Genomic DNA, 16,486 nt, shown 5'->3' on the forward strand with positions numbered 1-16,486 from the left:
TGCATGACCCCTGACATTCGTCTGTTGATCCTTCCCCTGCCGGAATTCGCCTTGCTACCGTTCGGGGCTTTCCTCGACAAACTGCGCTTTAGTGCGGACGACGAAGACTACAGTCGCCAGCGCTATTGCAGTTGGACTTTGCTCGGGCTGACTGCCGATCCTGTGCCCTCGAGCAGCGGCGCGGTGGTTCAGGTGCAGGCCACGGCGCAATCGGTGGACTTCAAAGGCCATGACTACCTGGTGCTGTTCGGCGGGCGCAACGCCGCGGCGACGGCGGCGCTGGCTCCGCGTTACCGGGCTTTGCTCAAGCGCGCTGTCCGGGCGGGGCTGAAGCTGGTAGGCGTCGACAATGCGGTGTTTCTGCTGGCGGCCTGTGGTTTGCTCGATGGCCACAAAGTGGTGGTGCACTGGCGCCACGAGACGGAGTTTCGCGCCTCATTCCCGTCCGTGCAGGTGCTGCGCGAGCAGCTGTATTGCTTCGATGGCGCACGGATCTCCTGTGCTGGGGGCACGGCGGCCATCGACCTGGCGGTGGAACTGTTGTCGCGTGCCTGTGGCCGGGCGCGGGCACTCAAGGGCTTGGCCGACATGCTCGTGGACGAGACCCGCGACAGTCGCCATGCCTTGCGCTCCCTGGAGCAGGAGCCAGGGCAGGGGCGTGCGGTGCAGCGTGCTATCGCGTTGATGCGTCATCACCTGGGCTCGAACCTGACCCTTGAACAGCTGGCGGCAGAACTGGGCATCAGCCGGCGCCAGCTGGACCGCCAGTTCCAGGCCAGTCACGGCATGACGGCCAAGGCCTGGTGGCTCGAGATGCGCCTGCAGCAGGCGCGCTGGCGGTTGCTCAACTCAAGTCACGGCTTGGCGCAGATCGCCGATGAGGTGGGGTTGGGGGATGTCAGTTACCTGGGCAAGTGCGTACGCCGCAGGTTTGGCTGTACGGCGTTGACGCTGCGCGCCTCGGGAAGGCCAGGGGAGTGAGTCTCCCCCGGCGTTGCGAACATCTCCACGGCAATCATTGCGGCGACCCGAACAACCCGGTCCAGTAGATACCCGCATCGCTCTTAGGGTCCACCGCATAGGCGGCGCCCAGCTCGGTGAAGTCGGGGTTCATCAGGGTGGCGCAATGGCCGGGGCTGGCCAGCCAGCCATCGACCACCTTGTTTGCCGTGTCACGACCGGCGGCGATGTTCTCGCCGATCTGCCGGTACAGGTAGCCGGCCAGCTCCGCCCGGTCGCCAGGGGTACGGCCGTCGCGGTCGATATGGTCGAAGAAGTTCTGGTTGGCCATGGCCCGGGTGTGGTTGGCGGCGACACCGGCCAAGGTGTTGTTCCAGTTCAGGGCAGGGGCAGCGGCGAAGGGTTGACCGCCGCATTGGCGCGGCGCTTTGCGTGCGGCGTTGATCGCCTGCAGCAGTTTCTGGCCTTCGGCCTGCCAGTCACCCAGGCGCCCGCTGAGCAGGGGGCGGGCCAAGACTATGCGCCAGTCACGGCCTTCCTGGCTGACACCGATGTCGACGAATTGTGGGTCAAGGACAACCTGGCAGAAGCTTTCCTCGATGGCATTCATCGCCGCCCGGGCATCGCGTGGGCCGGACAGGCTGATCGCCTGGACGTTGACCATGGGATAGGCGGCGCGGCTCATGGCCTGTTGCAGGTCCCGGGTGCCTTCCGGCGAAAGCGCAAGGCGGGTGTCGCTGTTGAGCGGCGGCAGCTCCAGGGAGGCCTCGCCGCCGCAGCGCTGGGCTTGGCTGCGATAGGCATTGATCGACTCGATCAGTTGACCTTCTTCACCGGTAAAGGCCAAGGCACCGGTGGAGGCGACAAGGCCCAGCGTCAGGGCGGCAAAGCGGGCAACGGATGACAGGACGCGCATGAAAATCTCCCTATGACTGGCAGCGCCTAGCTGCCCATCCTACACAAGCACACGGCGTTTGGCCCCGCTTTGTGCATGGTGAAAAAACGGCCGGCAATCGATTGCGTACGGCAAAAGAGGGGGTAGACCCCTGGCTGCTCGAAAAGTGCGGTGTCGGTGTAATCAGCCGATCGCAACGCACTCATGAAGTTGGACAGGGAAAGATCTATGCTTGCTCCATGACCATCACCGAGCTTCCCCTTCGCCAACCCTGCCCACCGGGCCTCTGCGATTGCGGGCGCGAGCGGCTGCACGAAAGCCCACCCCAGGCCCAGCGGATCCTGCTGTTGACCCGCCAGGAAGAAAAGCGCCTGCTAGAGCGCCTGGAGCACCTCAGGGACCTGGACGATCTGGAGCGTCTACAGGTGCGCCTGTACGAGCAGCTGGGGATTCGCCTGCGCATCGCCCCTGGCTACAACGAAGTCCGCACCATGCGCGGTATCAGTATCGAACTGGAGGAACAGCCCGGGCTGTGCCGCAAGACCCGCCAGGCCATTCCGGCCGCCATCCGCCGAGGCCTCGAGCGCAACCCGCAGGTGGCCTTCCGTCTGCTCGATGCCCACGACCTGCTGCGCGACGCCTGATTTTCAGCGCATCGCCGCCAGCTTGATCCCGAACCCCACCAGGCAGGCGCCTGCCAGGCGCTCCAGCAGATTGGACACCCGTGGGTTGGCGCGCATGCGCTCGGCCAGGTGATGGGTCAACAGCACCGCGATCAGGCCATACAGGAAGGTCAGCGCGGCGACGGTCACCGCCATGAAGGCAAAAGTCACCACGCCCTGGTGGCGCACCGGGTCGACAAACAACGGGAAGAACGCCATGTAGAACATGATCGCCTTGGGGTTGAGCAGCGTGATCATCATCGTCTGGCGCAGATAGTGCCCGCTGGCCATGCGGCTCTCGCGCGGGGCGCCCCGCGGCTTGCTCAGCACCATGCGCAGGCCGAGCCAAGCCAGGTAGGCCGCCCCCGCCCACTGCACCACATGGAAAGCCGCAGGGTAGGCTGCCAGCAGCGTGGCGACACCGGCCACCGCCAACCACATCAAGACCTGATCACCCAGGATCACGCCCAAGGTCGCGGCCAGCCCACCTTTGATGCCACCCTTGCCGGTGGCGGTGATCAGCGCGAAGTTGCCAGGCCCGGGGATGGCCAGGAGGATGAGGAACGCAACAACGAAAGCACCGTAGTCGGTCACGCCTAGCATGGGGGGATCTCCGAAATAGGCATCGCCAAGGGGGATCTGGATTTATGCCACCCTACACGCTGCTTGCAAAGCACGGACAGCGACTAATTTTCGCCGTCGACCTTTCGTTTGTTGGATAGCCGCCCTACGCACCGCGCAGCGGCCCTCATCATTCAAGGAGACAGGCAATGACGTCCGTATTCGACCGCGACGATATCGTGTTCCAGGTAGTGGTCAACCACGAAGAGCAATACTCCATCTGGCCTGACTACAAGGCGATCCCCAACGGCTGGCGTGCCGTGGGCAAGAGCGGCCTGAAAAAAGACTGCCTGGCCTACATCGATGAAGTCTGGACCGACATGCGGCCGCTGAGCCTGCGTCAGAAGATGGCCCAGGCCCAGGTTCAATGAGGCGTTGCCTGTGGATGCAGTGAATCTGCTGTGCCTGCCGTACTCCGGCGCCAGCGCCATGGTCTATCGCCGTTGGCGTCGCAAGGTGCCGGCCTGGCTGCAGGTGTGCCCGGTGGAACTGCCCGGTCGCGGCATGCGCCTGGGCGAGCCCTTGCAGACCGACATGCAGGCCCTGGCCCGGCAACTGGCTGCCGAACACCGCGCATCGGCCCGTGCCCCTTATGCCTTGTTGGGCCACAGCCTGGGTGCGCTGTTGGCCTTCGAGCTTGCCCACGCGCTGCAGGCCCAGGGTTGCCCGCCGCCGCTCGCGTTGTTTGCCTGCGGTACCGCGGCGCCGAGCCGCCGTGAGGACTATGACGGCGTGCAATGGCGTGAACCTCGGCGCGACGACGAATTGATCGAAGAGTTGCGCAAGCTGCAGGGCACGCCCGAAGAGGTGCTGGCCAACCAGGAACTGATGAGCCTCACCTTGCCGATCTTGCGTGCGGATTTTCTGCTGTGCGGGCGCTATGTCTACCGTCAGCGTCCGCCCCTGGACTGCCCGCTGCATGTGTTGGGCGGCGAAGACGACCGGGCGAGCCAGGAGCAATTGCAGGCCTGGGGACAAGAGACGCAGGGTGCGTTCACCCTTGATATCTTCCCCGGTGGGCACTTCTTCATTCATCAGCACGAAGACCAGGTACTGGGCCTCTTGGCCGATGCCTTGGCGCCGCTTCGACACTGTGCCTGATTGACGTCGCCCTTTGCCTCGGCCAGCCTAGTGGGCTTTGCAGCCCACCCTGGGCTGCCCATTTTCACAGGCTAGGGCAGACAATGCTGATCGATCCTCGCAAGGCCACGCTGCTGGTCGTCGATATCCAGGAAAAACTCATCAACGCCATGAGCGACCCCGAAGGCACCCGCGCCCGGGCACGCTGGCTGTTGGCGGCGACCGCCGAGCTGGAGCTGCCGACGGTGATTTCCGAACAGTACCCCAAAGGCCTTGGCCCGACCTTGGCCGAACTCAAGGCCGCATCGCCGGCGGCGCAGATCGTGGAAAAGCAGCATTTTTCTTGCGTGGCCGCCGAGTGCTTGCCGGCCAGCCTGATGGCGCGTGAGCAGGTGATCGTCTGTGGCATGGAAACCCATGTCTGCGTGTTGCAGACCGTGCTGGGCCTTTTGGGCCTGGGCAAGCAGGTGTTCGTGGTCGAGGATGCCTGCGACAGCCGCACCCCCGCCAGCAAGGCGGCGGGCCTGGCTCGCATGCGCGATGCCGGCGCCCAGGTGGTGACCCGCGAGATGGTGTTGTTCGAGTTGATGGGCAGCGCCGATCATCCGCTGTTCCGCCACCTAAGCAAGACTTACCTGGTGGGCGAACAGCCTTGACTGCCAGGACGAGCGGCAGGCTGGCCGCCCTGGGCTTGGTGGTCCTGGGGGTATTGCAGGGGTGTACGACCTCGCCTGAAGTTTCCGAGGCCGATCCGGCCCAGGTGCAGGCTCAGGTCAAGCGCCTGCTGCCGGCATCGATCAAGGACAGGGACGGCTGGGCCCGGGATATCCAGACCGCTTTTGCTGCCCAACGCATCAATCCAAGCAAGAGCAACCTGTGCGCGGTGCTGGCGGTGACCGAGCAGGAGTCGACGTTCAATGCCGATCCTCAGGTGCCGAACCTGGGCCGCATCGCCCGCGAAGAGATCGATCGGCGCGCCGCGCGGCTGCACATTCCCAAATTGCTGGTCGATGGGGCATTGAAAACCCCGTCGGGCAATGGCAAGACCTACCAGCAACGCTTGATGGCCGTGCGCAGCGAAAAGCAGTTGAGCGGCCTGTTCGATGACTTCATCGCCGGCCTGCCGCTGGGGCGTACGCTGCTGGGCGGTCTGAACCCGGTCCGTACCGGTGGGCCGATGCAGGTCAGCATCGAATTCGCCGAGCGCCATGCCAAGGATTATCCCTACAGCTATGAGGGCACGATTCGCCAGGAGGTCTTCACCCGCCGTGGCGGTCTGTACTTCGGTATTGCCCACCTGCTGGGGTATCCCAGCCACTATCAACGCCAGTTGTATCGCTTCGCAGATTTCAACGCGGGCTGGTACGCCAGCCGCAACGCGGCGTTCCAGGCGGCGCTCAGCCGGGCGAGTGGTGTGACGCTGGCGCTCGATGGCGACCTGATTGCGCCAGGCTCGATCATGCCGGGCAGCACTGAACAGGCGGCGCGTAAGTTGGGCGTCAAGCTGGGGCTGCGCAACCCGCAGATCCGCAGCCAGCTGGAGAAAGGTGACAGCCTGGCGTTCGAGGACACCGATCTGTACCAAGGCGTGTTCGCCCTGGCGGACGCCAAGGCGGGCAAACCGTTGCCGCGTGCGGTGCTGCCGGGAATCGAACTCAAGAGCCCGAAGATCACTCGCAAGCTGACCACCGCATGGTTCGCAGGAAGGGTCGATGAGCGTTACCAGCGCTGCATGAAGCGTTGAGCCTGACGCCTTGGGGCCGCTGCGCGGCCTCATTGCTCAACGTCGTGGTTGCCCGTAGGCCTGGCTGATGCGGTCGATGACCATGGCCAGTGCGACGATCGCAAGCCCTGCCTCAACACCTTGGCCAACATTGAGTGTCTGGATCCCGGACAGCACATCCTCGCCCAGGCCTCGGGCGCCGATCATCGAGGCTACCACCACCATCGACAGCGCCATCATCACCGACTGGTTGAGCCCGGCCATGATGCTCGGCAACGCCAGGGGCAGGGCGATGCGGCGCAGGCGTTGCCAGCGGTTGGCGCCCAGGCCGTGGGCCGCTTGCAGCAGTGATGGGTCGATCTGCGCCAGGCCCAGCTCAGTCAGGCGTACCAAGGGGGGCAGGGCGTAGACCAAGGTGGCGAACACGGCCGGGACCTTGCCCAGGCCGAACAGCATCAATACCGGGATCAGGTACACGAAGGCCGGCAAGGTCTGCATCACGTCCAGCACCGGCAGCACCAGGCGCCGTGCCAAGGGACGGGTCGCCAGGACGACCCCTAGGGGTACTCCGATCAGCACGCACAAGCCGGTACTGACCAGCACCAGCGCCAGGGTTTGCAGCAGCTTGTCCCATAACCCGATCATGCCGATCAGCGCCAGCAGGGCACTGAGCACCAGCGCGCGTGTCAGGCTGCGGCTGGCGTGCCAGGCGAGCAGGCCGACCAGCAGGAGCAGCAGCCACCAGGGCAGCAAGCGCAACAGGCTTTCCAGGCCCACCAGCAATTGCAGCAAATGGTCGGACAAGCTGCGCAGTTGATCGCCATAGCGCAGCACCAGCCAGTCGACCAGGCGGTTGACCCATTCGGCGAAGGAGAACTGCCAGGCATCGGGAAACCCTGCGCTCACAGCGCGCCCTCGACCTTGGCGGCGACCTCGGCGGGCAGCCAGGCCTTCCAGACCGCTGGATGGTCGCGCAGGAACATCAAGGCAGCCTCACGTGGTGACTGGCGGGTTTCGCTCATGTGGGCCAGGGCTTTGTTCAGGCGGTCGATGGGCAGGTCGACTTTCTCGAACACCGCCACCAGGTCTGGGTAGTGCTCGCGAAAGGGCGCCGACACACCGATCGACAATTTGGCGGGCAGCGAACGGCTGCCTTTGGGGTGTGGGTTTTTCGCGTCGGTGAGGGTTGCCCAGGCTGCGGGGTCGAACGGCGGTTCTTCGAGTCGGACCAGGTCATAGCGGCCCATCAGCGGCGTAGGGCTCCAGTAATAGAACAGCACAGGTTGGCCGCGACGGATCGCCGAGCCGATTTCCGCATCCAGGGCGGCGCCGGAGCCACTGCGGAAATTGTTGTAGAGGGTATCCAGGCCATAGGCCTTGAGCTTCTGGCTGTTGACTGTTTCGGAGGTCCAGCCGCTGGGGCTATTGAGAAAGCGGCCTTTTTCCGGTGTTTCCGGATCGCGAAACACCTGAGGGTAGCGTTTGAGGTCTTCGACGCTACGCAGATCCGGCGCCAGCGCCTTCAGGTTGCGGGCCGGGTCGCCCTTGATCACATAGGCCGGCACCCACCAGCCTTCTTCGGCATTTTTCACTGTATCGCCCAGGGCGAATACCTGGCCGGCCTGTTCGGCCTTGACCCAGGCGGGGCTGCGTCCGGCCCATTCCTCGGCGATCACCTGCAGGTCGTTGCGTGCCAAGGCCACTTCCATGCTGACGGTGCTGCCGGGGAGGGTATCGGTGGGGTAGCCGAAGCCGTGTTCGACGATCAGGCGCAGGATCTCGGTGGTCAGGGCGCCGCTTTCCCAGCCGATGGCACCGAAGTGAATCGGCGTGCGCTCCTCGGCGGCTGCGCTGTCGGTGCTGGCCAGGCCCACGGCAAGCAGCAGGCCGGCCAGCAGCGTTGGAATTCGTTTCATCAGAGCCTCGTCGGTTGCCGGTCCTTGGGTTGTGGCAAGTGTAGACGACGAGGTTGCAAGGGCCGCGCAGCGGCCCCGGCGATGCAGGATTCAGACGCGGAACTGATCCATCAGTCGCTGCTGCTGGTTGGCCAGGTCATTGAGCGACTGGCTCACCCGCGCCGACTCGTTGGCCTGGCCGGACAGCGATTCGGTGACATCGCGAATGGTCGCGACATTGTTGTTGATCTCTTCGGCCACCGCGCTTTGCTCCTCGGCGGCCGAGGCGATCTGCAGGTTCATGTCGGTGATCACCGTCACGGCCTGGCCGATGCGCTGCAGGGCCGTGACCGCCTGGCCGACCTGTTCGACGCCGCCCTGGGCCTGGCGATGGCTGTTGTCCATGGCACCGACGACCTCCTGGGTCCCGGCCTGCAGGGCTTCGATCACCTGGCGGGTTTCTTCCACCGACTCCTGGGTGCGGCGTGCCAGGTTGCGCACTTCGTCGGCGACCACAGCAAAGCCACGTCCGGCCTCGCCGGCACGGGCCGCCTCGATGGCGGCGTTGAGGGCCAGCAGGTTGGTCTGTTCGGCGATCGAACGGATCACCTCCAGCACCGAGCCGATCTTCTCGCTGTTCTGTGCAAGGCCTTGGACTTGGGCCATGGCGCCGCTCATGTCGGCGGCCAAGGCGTCGATGCTGGTGGTGGTGCGGTCGATCACCGCCAAACCTTCGCGGGTCGCCTGGTCGGCCTCGCGTGCGGCCTGGGCCGCCTGAGCCGCGCTGCGGGCGACATCCTGGGCGGTGGCGCTCATTTCGTGGGAGGCAGTGGCCACCTGGTCGACCTGGCGGTACTGCTGTTCCATGCCGGAGCTGGTTTCGGCAGCGATGGCCGCGGACTGGTCGGCGGTACCACGGGCAGCCTGGACCGACGCTTTGACGTCGGCAATGGTCGGTTGCAGCTTGTCGAGGAAACGGTTGAACCAGCCGGCCAGCTCGCCCAGTTCATCGCGTTTGTCATAGGTCAGGCGACGGGTGAGGTCGCCTTCACCACTGGCGATGTCCTTGAGCATGGCGGCCACGCCCAGGATCGGCCGGGTGACTCCCCGGGCCATCAGCCACACCAGCAACAGGCCGGCAATCGCCACGGCCAGACCCAGGCCCAGCTCCAGCAAGGTGCCGCTGGTGTTGAGGCTGTCGAGTTCCTGCTTGAGCGTCTCGGCCGGGCCTGTCAGGGCGCTTTCCGGCACATCGAGCAGCACGCCCCAAGGCTTGCCGCCAGGGATCGGTTCGAACGCGGCCAGCACCTTAAGACGCTGCTCGTTGCGCAAAATCTGCAGCTTGCCTTCGGGCAGCTTGCCCACGAGGCTGGCGCCTTGGGCGGTGTCGACCTGGTCGAAGCGGTGGGCCAGTTTGCTGGCATCGGCACTGTAGCCGGCCAGCAGGCCTGCAGGGCTCAGAATGCCGACCGTGGTGCGGCCTTCATAGAGGTTGCGGCTGGCATCCTGGCTGAGGGCCTGCAGGCTGTTGAGGTTGATGTCGATGGACAAGGTGGCGATCACCTTGTTGGCGACGATCAGCGGGAACACGATGCTGGTCATCAGCACCTGCTGGCCTTCGATGGTGTAGAAGTACGGCTCGCTCACGCAGACCTTGCCGGTGCTGCGCGGGCAGACCCACCAGGTGTTGTTCGGCTCGCCGCTCGGGCCGATCTCGGTGTTGGCCATGTCCTGCTCGGGCAGGGCCATGGAGGTCAGCTGGCCGGCACGCGGTTGCGACCAGTAAAGGGCGAAGCGGCCGGTCTCGTTGCTGCCCAGTTCGGCCTGACCGGTAAACAGTTTGTCCTTGCCATCCAGCGCGTCAGGCTCGAACACCAGCGACAGGCCCAGCAAGTCGGGGTTGGCCTGAAGCGCAGCGCGCACCTGGCGGGTCATGTCTTCGCGCAGGTCGTAGGCGTCCAGGAAGCGCTTTTCGGCCTGCTCGCGCAGGAACAGCACCTGACGGGCAAACCCTGCGCCGTACTGGTAGGCATCCATGAACTGGCGGCGGATGTTCAAGGCCTGGACCTCGCCTTGCGACTCGATGCGCGCCTGGGCCGACTCGGTGAGCATCTGCATGCTGCTGGCTTTGACCAGGTCGGAGCTATGGTCCATGCGGTAAAGCGAAAGGCCGATCAGTACCGTGACGATGGTGGCCAGGCAGAGCCCGGCCAGCAGGGTGATCTTCCACTGGATGGAGAGTTGTCGCAGAGGCATTTTCGGGCGAATCCCTTGTTATAAATCGGGGGTCTGCCTCCTGTGTCGGCGCCTCCCAGGCTTTCTTTATTCAAGCGTTCAATAAAAATTCGTATTGCCTGAGCCTGTTGCGTCAGGTCGCGACGTTGAGCGCTTTGACAAGCGACCGAGCGTGCTTCAGAGTGTGCGCCCTTCATAACAATATCCCCTGGCCCGGCCACTGCCTTGAGGCAGCCTGTCGCCGGCGCGTCCGCTTTTTGTCCGTCGTTACGAGGTAACCCACACAATGAATGCTGTCATTGCCGCGGTCGGCATCATGCTGATCCTGAGCCTGTCCCGCGTGCATGTGGTCATCGCCCTGATCATTGGCGCCCTGGCCGGTGGCCTGGTCGGAGGCCTGGGCACCGAAGGCACGCTCAAGGCTTTCAACAGTGGCCTGGGCGGTGGCGCCACGGTGGCGCTGTCTTACGCGCTGCTGGGGGCCTTCGCCGTCGCCATCGCCAAGTCCGGGCTGGCCCACGCCCTGGCCGATCGCGCCCTGGCGATGGTCGACCGCCAGGGGCATGGCAACGCGGGTGGGCTCAAGTGGCTGCTGATCGGCCTGATGCTGGTGGTGGCGATCTCGTCGCAGAACATACTGCCCATCCATATCGCCTTCATACCGCTGCTGGTGCCGCCGCTGCTCTATGTGCTGACCCGCTTGCGCATCGACCGTCGGTTGATCGCCTGTGTGATCACGTTTGGCCTGATCACTCCGTACATGTTCCTGCCGGTCGGCTTTGGCAACATCTTCCTCAACGAGATCCTGCTGGCCAACGTCAGCCGTGCAGGGGTGGACGTCAGTGGGGTGAATGTCACCCATGCCATGGCCATCCCGGCCGCCGGCATGCTGGCCGGATTGCTGCTGGCCGTGTTCTTCAGCTACCGCAAGAAGCGTGACTATGACCTGGATCGCATCGAACAGGTCGAGCAGGTCAGCGTCAGCTACAACCCCTTGACCTTGCTGGTGGCAGGCGCGGCCATCGCCGCGGCATTCATCATCCAGCTCTGGCTGGACTCGATGATCATCGGGGCGATGGTGGGCTTTTTGATTTTCTCGCTCTCGGGCATCGTGCGCTGGAAGGACACCGACGACCTGTTCACCGAAGGCATGAAGATGATGGCCATGATCGGCTTCATCATGATTGCCGCCTCGGGGTTTGCCGAGGTGATGAAGGCGACCGGTGAGGTGAAGAGCCTGGTGGAAACCTCGGCGCAGTGGATCGACCACAGCAAGGGCATCGGTGCCCTGCTCATGCTGTTGGTAGGGCTGCTGGTGACCATGGGCATCGGCTCGTCGTTTTCCACGGTGCCGATCCTGGCCGCGATCTTCGTGCCGCTGTGCGTGCAGCTGGGCTTCGACCCGGTCGCCACGGTGTGCATCGTCGGTACCGCCGGTGCGCTGGGCGATGCCGGTTCGCCCGCGTCGGACTCGACCCTGGGCCCGACCTCGGGCCTCAACGTGGATGGCCAGCATCACCATATCTGGGACACCGTGGTGCCGACCTTCATCCATTACAACCTGCCGTTGCTGGCCTTTGGCTGGCTGGCGGCGATGGTGCTTTGAAGAACCCGGGCTGCCCTGCAGCCCATCGCAGGTTCGGCCCGCACCTAGAGGGCTAGGCTGGCACGCTGCGGCGTCAGCCGCGTCCAGGCGGCGGGGAAATACGATTGAGGACGGTGCTGCCGTCCTTGCTGCGGGTCAGGTAGATCGGCAGTACCTTGGGCAGATTGTCCACCAATCGCTTGACCTCATGGATGCTGTAGACGCCACTGACGCGAATGGTGCCGGTGCTCTCGTCAGCCAGTTGCAGGGGGGTGTCCAGGTAGCGGTTTATCACCGGTAGGGCCTGGGCGAGGCTCAGGTTGTCGAGAATCAACTTGCCGCTGCGCCAGGCCAGGCTGTTGCCTGAGTCGTCGCTCTGGGCGAGCGCCGGTTCGAAGTCGCCGGCGCGGTAGCTGGCCTGCATGCCGGGGCCCAGTCGGTAGCCACCATCGTTGCCGTTGCTGCTGACCAGCACAGAGCCTTCCACCAAGGTCACCTTGACCTGATCTTCATACTTCCAGACGTTGAACTGGGTGCCGGTCACCCGTGTCTGGCCTGTACCCGCCCGAACGATGAACGGGTGGGTGCTGTCGTGCGTAACCTTGAAGAACGCCTCGCCCTGGACCAGGGTGACCTGGCGCTGATCCTTGTAATTGAGGTAGCGCAGTTCGCTGTGAAGGTTGAGCTCGACAACGCTGCCGTCGCTGAGCGTGACCTGGCGCATCTGGTCGGTGCTTTGAACGTGCTGGTAACGATTGGGCAGCCAGCCTTGTTCCCAGCCGACCCAACCCGCCAGGGGCAGGGCCAGCAAGGCGATCGCCGCCGCCGAGGCCAAAGGGCGCCAGTTGCGCGCACGAGCCGGTTGACGGGCGTTGGGGTTGAAATCGACCACCGTGGTGGTGCGAGGCAGCAACTCGGCGGTCTGCCAGATCTCCAGCATCGCCTCGTATTCCTCCAGGTGCCTCGGATCGGCCGCAAGCCACCGTTTGAACGCCTCGCGCTCGGCTGGCGTGCAATCTTCGGCATGCACGCGCATGCACCAGTGCGCGGCGGCATCGGCGAGGGCATCGTCTGGGTTGAGGCGGTCTTGGTTCATCGTGGCTCCCGGTTTTGCGGCATTCTACCCTCCACAGGGGGGTGGCGAGAACCGAGATAATGGCGAATGACTATCAGTTGTGGGGTTTTTTGTCGGCATCAGCCGACTTCTCGCGCCGATAAGCAGGGGCGCGGAGCGCCCCTTGTCGGATCAGAACTGCTCAGGGGTCATGCCGTACAGACTCCCGCTGCCAGCCTTGATGCTGACTTCCAGGGCCAGGCTGCGCGGCAGCAGGCGTTGGAAGAAGAACTGCGCGCACGACAGCTTGGCCCCATGGAAGGTAGGGTCTTGTTCGAGGTTGCGCAGGGAGACGGCGGCCATGCGTGCCCACATGTAGGCGTAGGCGGTAAGGCCAAAGAGGTGCAGGTATTCCACGGCGGTGGCACTGACCAGATTGGCATCATTGGATGCTTGGGCGCGTAGCCAGTGGCTGGTGTGCTCCAGGCGGTCCAGGGCGTCCTGCAAGGCCTCCCGGTGCGCCGGTGCGTCGGCACAGAAGGTGCGCACTTCTGCCAGGAAACCGGCCAGCGCCTGGCCATCGTCAGCCAGCACCTTGCGCCCGAGCAGGTCGAGTGCCTGGATGCCATTGGTGCCCTCGTAAATCTGTGCGATCCGCACATCTCGCACGCGCTGTTCCTGGCCCCATTCGCGGATATAGCCATGGCCACCGAACACCTGCTGGCCCAGCACGCAGCTCTCCAGGCCGTTGTCGGTAAAGAACGCCTTGGCCACCGGCGTCAGCAGCGCCACCAGACGCACGGCCTGCTCCCGTTCGCCCGCGTCCTCGGCATAGCGGGCCAGGTCCAGTTGCTGGCCTACGTAGGTGGCGAAGGCCCGTCCGCCTTCGGTCAAGGCGCGCATGGTCAGCAACATGCGCCGTACGTCGCCGTGATGAATGATCGGGTCGGCGATCTTGTCCTTGGCCTGCGGGCCAGTGGCGGCCCGACTTTGCAGGCGGTCCTTGGCATAGCGCGCAGCGCTTTGGTACGAGGCCTCGGCGCAACCGATACCTTGGAGACCGATGGACAGGCGCTCATAGTTCATCATCGTGAACATCGCCGCCAGGCCTTTGTTCGGCTCGCCGACCAGGTAGCCGGTGGCGCCGTCGAAGTTCATCACGCAAGTCGCCGAAGCCTTGATGCCCATCTTGTGTTCGATCGAGCCGCACTGCACGGCGTTGCGCGCACCGAGCGAGCCGTCCGGGTTGACCAGGAACTTGGGCACCAGCAACAGCGAAATCCCCTTTGGACCGGCCGGCGCATCCGGCAGCCTGGCCAGTACCAGATGGATGATGTTCTCGGTCAGGTCCTGTTCGCCACCGGTGATGAAGATCTTGCTGCCGCTGACCTGGTAGGTGCCGTCGGCCTGGGGTTCGGCGCGGGTGCGGATCAGCCCCAGATCAGTTCCGGCGTGTGGCTCGGTCAGGCACATGCTGCCCGCCCACTGGCCGCTGTAAAGCGGTGGCAGGTAGATAGCCTTGAGGTCGTCACTGGCATGGGCATCGATCGCCAGGCAACTGCCGGCGCTCAGCGCCGAGTACAGGCTGAAGCTGCAATCGGCGGCGTAGAGCATCTCTTCGAACAGCACGGCGAGCATTTTCGGCATGCCCATGCCGCCATGCTCAGGGTTGCCACCCAGACCGACCCAGCCGCCTTCGCGGTAGGTCTGCCAGGCCTGGCGGAAGCCGTCAGGGGTGATCACCTGGCCGTCGTCGAAGCGTACGCCTTGCTCATCGCCGTTACGGCTGAGGGGGGCGATCAATTGGCCTGTGATCTTTGCCGCCTCTTCGAGGATGGCATCGGCGGTGTCGGCGTCGACCCGCTCGGCCAGAGCGGGCAAGCGTGCCCACAGGGCCGGAGCGTCGAAGACTTCGTGCAGGACGAAACGCATGTCGCGCAGAGGCGCGTTGTAATCAGTCATGTCGGGGCTCGCGTGGATAGTCAGAGGGCCTTGGCCCGGTCGCGCAGGACGTATTTCTGGATCTTGCCCGTGGAGGTCTTGGGCAGCTCGCCGAACACCACGGTCTTGGGCACCTTGAAACCGGCCAGGTGCTCGCGGCACCACTGGATGATGTCTGCCTCCCGGGTGCTGGCTTGCCCTGCCTTGAGGGCGACGAACGCGCAGGGTGTTTCGCCCCACTTTTCATCCGGGCGGGCCACCACGGCGGCTTCGAGCACTGCCGGATGCTTGTAGAGGGTATCTTCGACTTCGATGGTGGAGATGTTCTCGCCGCCGGAGATGATGATGTCCTTGAGCCGATCCTTGATCTCGACGTAGCCGTCGGCATGCCAGACGGCCAGGTCGCCGGTATGGAACCAGCCACCACGGAAGGCCTCGGCGGTGGCCTCGGGGTTCTTCAGATAGCCCTTCATCACCGTGTTGCCGCGCATGAAGATCTCGCCCAGGGTCGTGCCGTCCTGCGGCACCGGTTGCAGGGTCTGTGGATCGGCCACCATCAGCCCATCCAGGGTCGGATAACGCACACCTTGGCGGGATTTGATCCGAGCCCGCTGCTCCAGCGGCTGTTCATCCCACTCCTCGTGCCAGGCGCAGACGGTGACCGGGCCGTAGACCTCGGTCAGGCCATAAGTGTGGGTGACGCGGATGCCCATCTGCTCGACCGCACCGATCACCTTGGCTGGTGGCGCAGCGCCCGCGACCATTGCCTGCACCGGGTGGCCGATGGCGGCTTTGTCGGCATCGGGCACGTTCACCAGGGCGTTGAGCACGATGGGCGCGCCACACAGGTGACTGACCCGGTGCTCGCGGATCAGGTTGAGGATCTTCTGTGGATCGACCCGGCGCAGGAACACATGGGTGCCGGCCAGGGCGGTGACGGTCCAGGGGTAGCACCAGCCGTTGCAGTGGAACATCGGCAGTGTCCACAGGTACACCGGATGCTGGCCCATGGACCAGGTCATCTGGTTGCCCAGGGCGTTGAGGTAGGCGCCGCGATGGTGATACACCACGCCTTTGGGATTGCCGGTGGTGCCGGAGGTGTAGTTCAGAGAAATCGCCTGCCATTCATCATCGGGCCATTCCCAGGCGAACGCTGGATCGCCTTCGGCTAGCAGCGCCTCGTAATCCAGATCGCTGACGGCGCGGCCTTCACCGTATTCTGGATCGTCCACATCGACCACCAGGGGAGGGTGTTCGAGCAGGGCCAGGGCGCCTTCGATCACGCTGTGGAACTCGCGGTCGGTGATCAGCACCTTGGCTTCGCCGTGCTGCAGCATGAAGGCGATGGCCTCGGCGTCCAGACGCACGTTGAGGGTGTTGAGCACCGCGCCGATCATCGGCACGGCAAAGTGCGCTTCGAGCATTGCCGGAATGTTCGGCAACATCACTGCGACGGTGTCGCCCCGGCCGATACCGCGCCCGGCCAAGGCACTGGCCAGGCGTCGGCAACGGGCGTAGGTCTGGGCCCAGTCACGACGGATGGCGCCGTGGATCACCGCCGGATAGCGGCCATACACCGCGGCGGTTCGCTCGATGAAGCTCAAGGGGGTGAGGGCGACATGATTGACAGCAGTGGGCATCAGGCCCTGGGAATAGATCGACATGCGGTGGTCCTGTAAGGAGGCAGACGCAGCCTGTGCGCATGGCCCCCGGTGGCTGATTGTTAGCTCTGATCAGGGAAAGGGAGCAGGCCGATGGCTGCTGCCCCTGTCGCATTTTTACGCGAACCGCTATGGTAGCTGGAAGATCGACTATAGCAATATAGTAAAACTACT

The 16,486-nt window shown here is 64.5% G+C and carries 15 protein-coding genes and 1 pseudogene; 7 read left to right on the top strand and 9 right to left on the bottom strand.

What is annotated here, in order from left to right:
- Positions 1-3 precede the first annotated feature (3 nt).
- Complete coding sequence (locus J5X93_RS11305) at positions 4-981, top strand: GlxA family transcriptional regulator (protein WP_090342325.1); 978 nt, start codon at positions 4-6, stop codon at positions 979-981.
- 34 nt (positions 982-1,015) lie between these two features.
- On the opposite strand, the gene J5X93_RS11310 is transcribed toward J5X93_RS11305, so the two are convergent.
- On the bottom strand, positions 1,016-1,876 hold the full coding sequence (locus tag J5X93_RS11310) for a CAP domain-containing protein (protein WP_043211300.1): 861 nt from the start codon (positions 1,874-1,876) through the stop codon (positions 1,016-1,018).
- 218 nt (positions 1,877-2,094) lie between these two features.
- On the opposite strand from J5X93_RS11310, the gene J5X93_RS11315 reads away from it, so the two are divergent.
- Positions 2,095-2,499: a hypothetical protein gene (locus J5X93_RS11315; RefSeq protein WP_043211298.1), complete on the top strand. Its 405-nt coding sequence runs from the start codon at positions 2,095-2,097 to the stop codon at positions 2,497-2,499.
- Positions 2,500-2,502: 3 nt separating this feature from the next.
- Here the strand turns inward: J5X93_RS11315 and J5X93_RS11320 are convergent, their stop codons facing one another.
- Positions 2,503-3,120 (bottom strand): LysE family transporter, encoded by a 618-nt coding sequence (locus J5X93_RS11320; RefSeq protein ID WP_182818877.1) that lies wholly within the window; start codon positions 3,118-3,120, stop codon positions 2,503-2,505.
- A 167-nt stretch (positions 3,121-3,287) separates the two neighbouring features.
- On the opposite strand from J5X93_RS11320, the gene J5X93_RS11325 reads away from it, so the two are divergent.
- The 4 genes from J5X93_RS11325 to J5X93_RS11340 all read left to right on the top strand — a co-directional run bounded on the left by J5X93_RS11325 (position 3,288) and on the right by J5X93_RS11340 (position 5,962).
- Positions 3,288-3,509 carry an MbtH family protein gene (locus J5X93_RS11325; protein WP_043211294.1) on the top strand — a complete coding sequence of 74 codons (222 nt, stop codon included), beginning with the start codon at positions 3,288-3,290 and terminating at the stop codon, positions 3,507-3,509.
- A gap of 10 nt (positions 3,510-3,519) precedes the next feature.
- On the top strand, positions 3,520-4,239 hold the full coding sequence (locus J5X93_RS11330; protein ID WP_090342332.1) for a thioesterase II family protein: 720 nt from the start codon (positions 3,520-3,522) through the stop codon (positions 4,237-4,239).
- A gap of 83 nt (positions 4,240-4,322) precedes the next feature.
- Positions 4,323-4,874 carry a hydrolase gene (locus J5X93_RS11335; RefSeq protein WP_043211289.1) on the top strand — a complete coding sequence of 184 codons (552 nt, stop codon included), beginning with the start codon at positions 4,323-4,325 and terminating at the stop codon, positions 4,872-4,874.
- The gene (locus tag J5X93_RS11340) at positions 4,871-5,962 is read left to right on the top strand and encodes a DUF1615 domain-containing protein (RefSeq protein WP_372240757.1); all 1,092 of its coding nucleotides are present in this window, start codon (positions 4,871-4,873) and stop codon (positions 5,960-5,962) included. Before J5X93_RS11335 ends, J5X93_RS11340 begins: the two co-directional genes overlap by 4 nt.
- Before the next feature lie 36 nt (positions 5,963-5,998).
- Here J5X93_RS11340 and J5X93_RS11345 read toward each other — a convergent pair whose 3' ends face one another.
- The 4 genes and pseudogenes from J5X93_RS11345 to J5X93_RS28530 all read right to left on the bottom strand — a co-directional run.
- Complete coding sequence (locus J5X93_RS11345; RefSeq protein ID WP_043211287.1) at positions 5,999-6,847, bottom strand: ABC transporter permease; 849 nt, start codon at positions 6,845-6,847, stop codon at positions 5,999-6,001.
- Complete coding sequence (locus J5X93_RS11350) at positions 6,844-7,857, bottom strand: ABC transporter substrate-binding protein (RefSeq protein WP_090342342.1); 1,014 nt, start codon at positions 7,855-7,857, stop codon at positions 6,844-6,846. Before J5X93_RS11350 ends, J5X93_RS11345 begins: the two co-directional genes overlap by 4 nt.
- Before the next feature lie 90 nt (positions 7,858-7,947).
- A complete protein-coding gene (locus J5X93_RS28525) occupies positions 7,948-8,703 on the bottom strand; it encodes a methyl-accepting chemotaxis protein (protein ID WP_371906685.1) in 756 nt (251 codons plus the stop codon).
- Between the two features lie 102 nt (positions 8,704-8,805).
- Positions 8,806-10,092 (bottom strand): annotated as a pseudogene (locus J5X93_RS28530) (methyl-accepting chemotaxis protein); the annotation flags it as partial.
- 265 nt (positions 10,093-10,357) lie between these two features.
- Between J5X93_RS28530 and J5X93_RS11360 the strand changes: the two are divergent.
- Positions 10,358-11,677 (top strand): Na+/H+ antiporter family protein, encoded by a 1,320-nt coding sequence (locus J5X93_RS11360; RefSeq protein ID WP_070574645.1) that lies wholly within the window; start codon positions 10,358-10,360, stop codon positions 11,675-11,677.
- A gap of 73 nt (positions 11,678-11,750) precedes the next feature.
- On the opposite strand, the gene J5X93_RS11365 is transcribed toward J5X93_RS11360, so the two are convergent.
- The 3 genes from J5X93_RS11365 to J5X93_RS11375 all read right to left on the bottom strand — a co-directional run bounded on the left by J5X93_RS11365 (position 11,751) and on the right by J5X93_RS11375 (position 16,315).
- Entirely contained in the window at positions 11,751-12,752 is a 1,002-nt protein-coding gene (locus J5X93_RS11365; protein WP_043211277.1) for a FecR family protein, read from the bottom strand.
- A gap of 150 nt (positions 12,753-12,902) precedes the next feature.
- Positions 12,903-14,672 carry an acyl-CoA dehydrogenase C-terminal domain-containing protein gene (locus J5X93_RS11370; RefSeq protein WP_182940941.1) on the bottom strand — a complete coding sequence of 590 codons (1,770 nt, stop codon included), beginning with the start codon at positions 14,670-14,672 and terminating at the stop codon, positions 12,903-12,905.
- A gap of 20 nt (positions 14,673-14,692) precedes the next feature.
- Positions 14,693-16,315 carry an acyl-CoA synthetase gene (locus J5X93_RS11375; protein WP_043211273.1) on the bottom strand — a complete coding sequence of 541 codons (1,623 nt, stop codon included), beginning with the start codon at positions 16,313-16,315 and terminating at the stop codon, positions 14,693-14,695.
- Positions 16,316-16,486 lie beyond the last annotated feature (171 nt).

Source organism: Pseudomonas sp. BYT-1 (assembly GCF_023611805.1).
Classification (GTDB): Bacteria; Pseudomonadota; Gammaproteobacteria; order Pseudomonadales; family Pseudomonadaceae; genus Aquipseudomonas; species Aquipseudomonas guariconensis.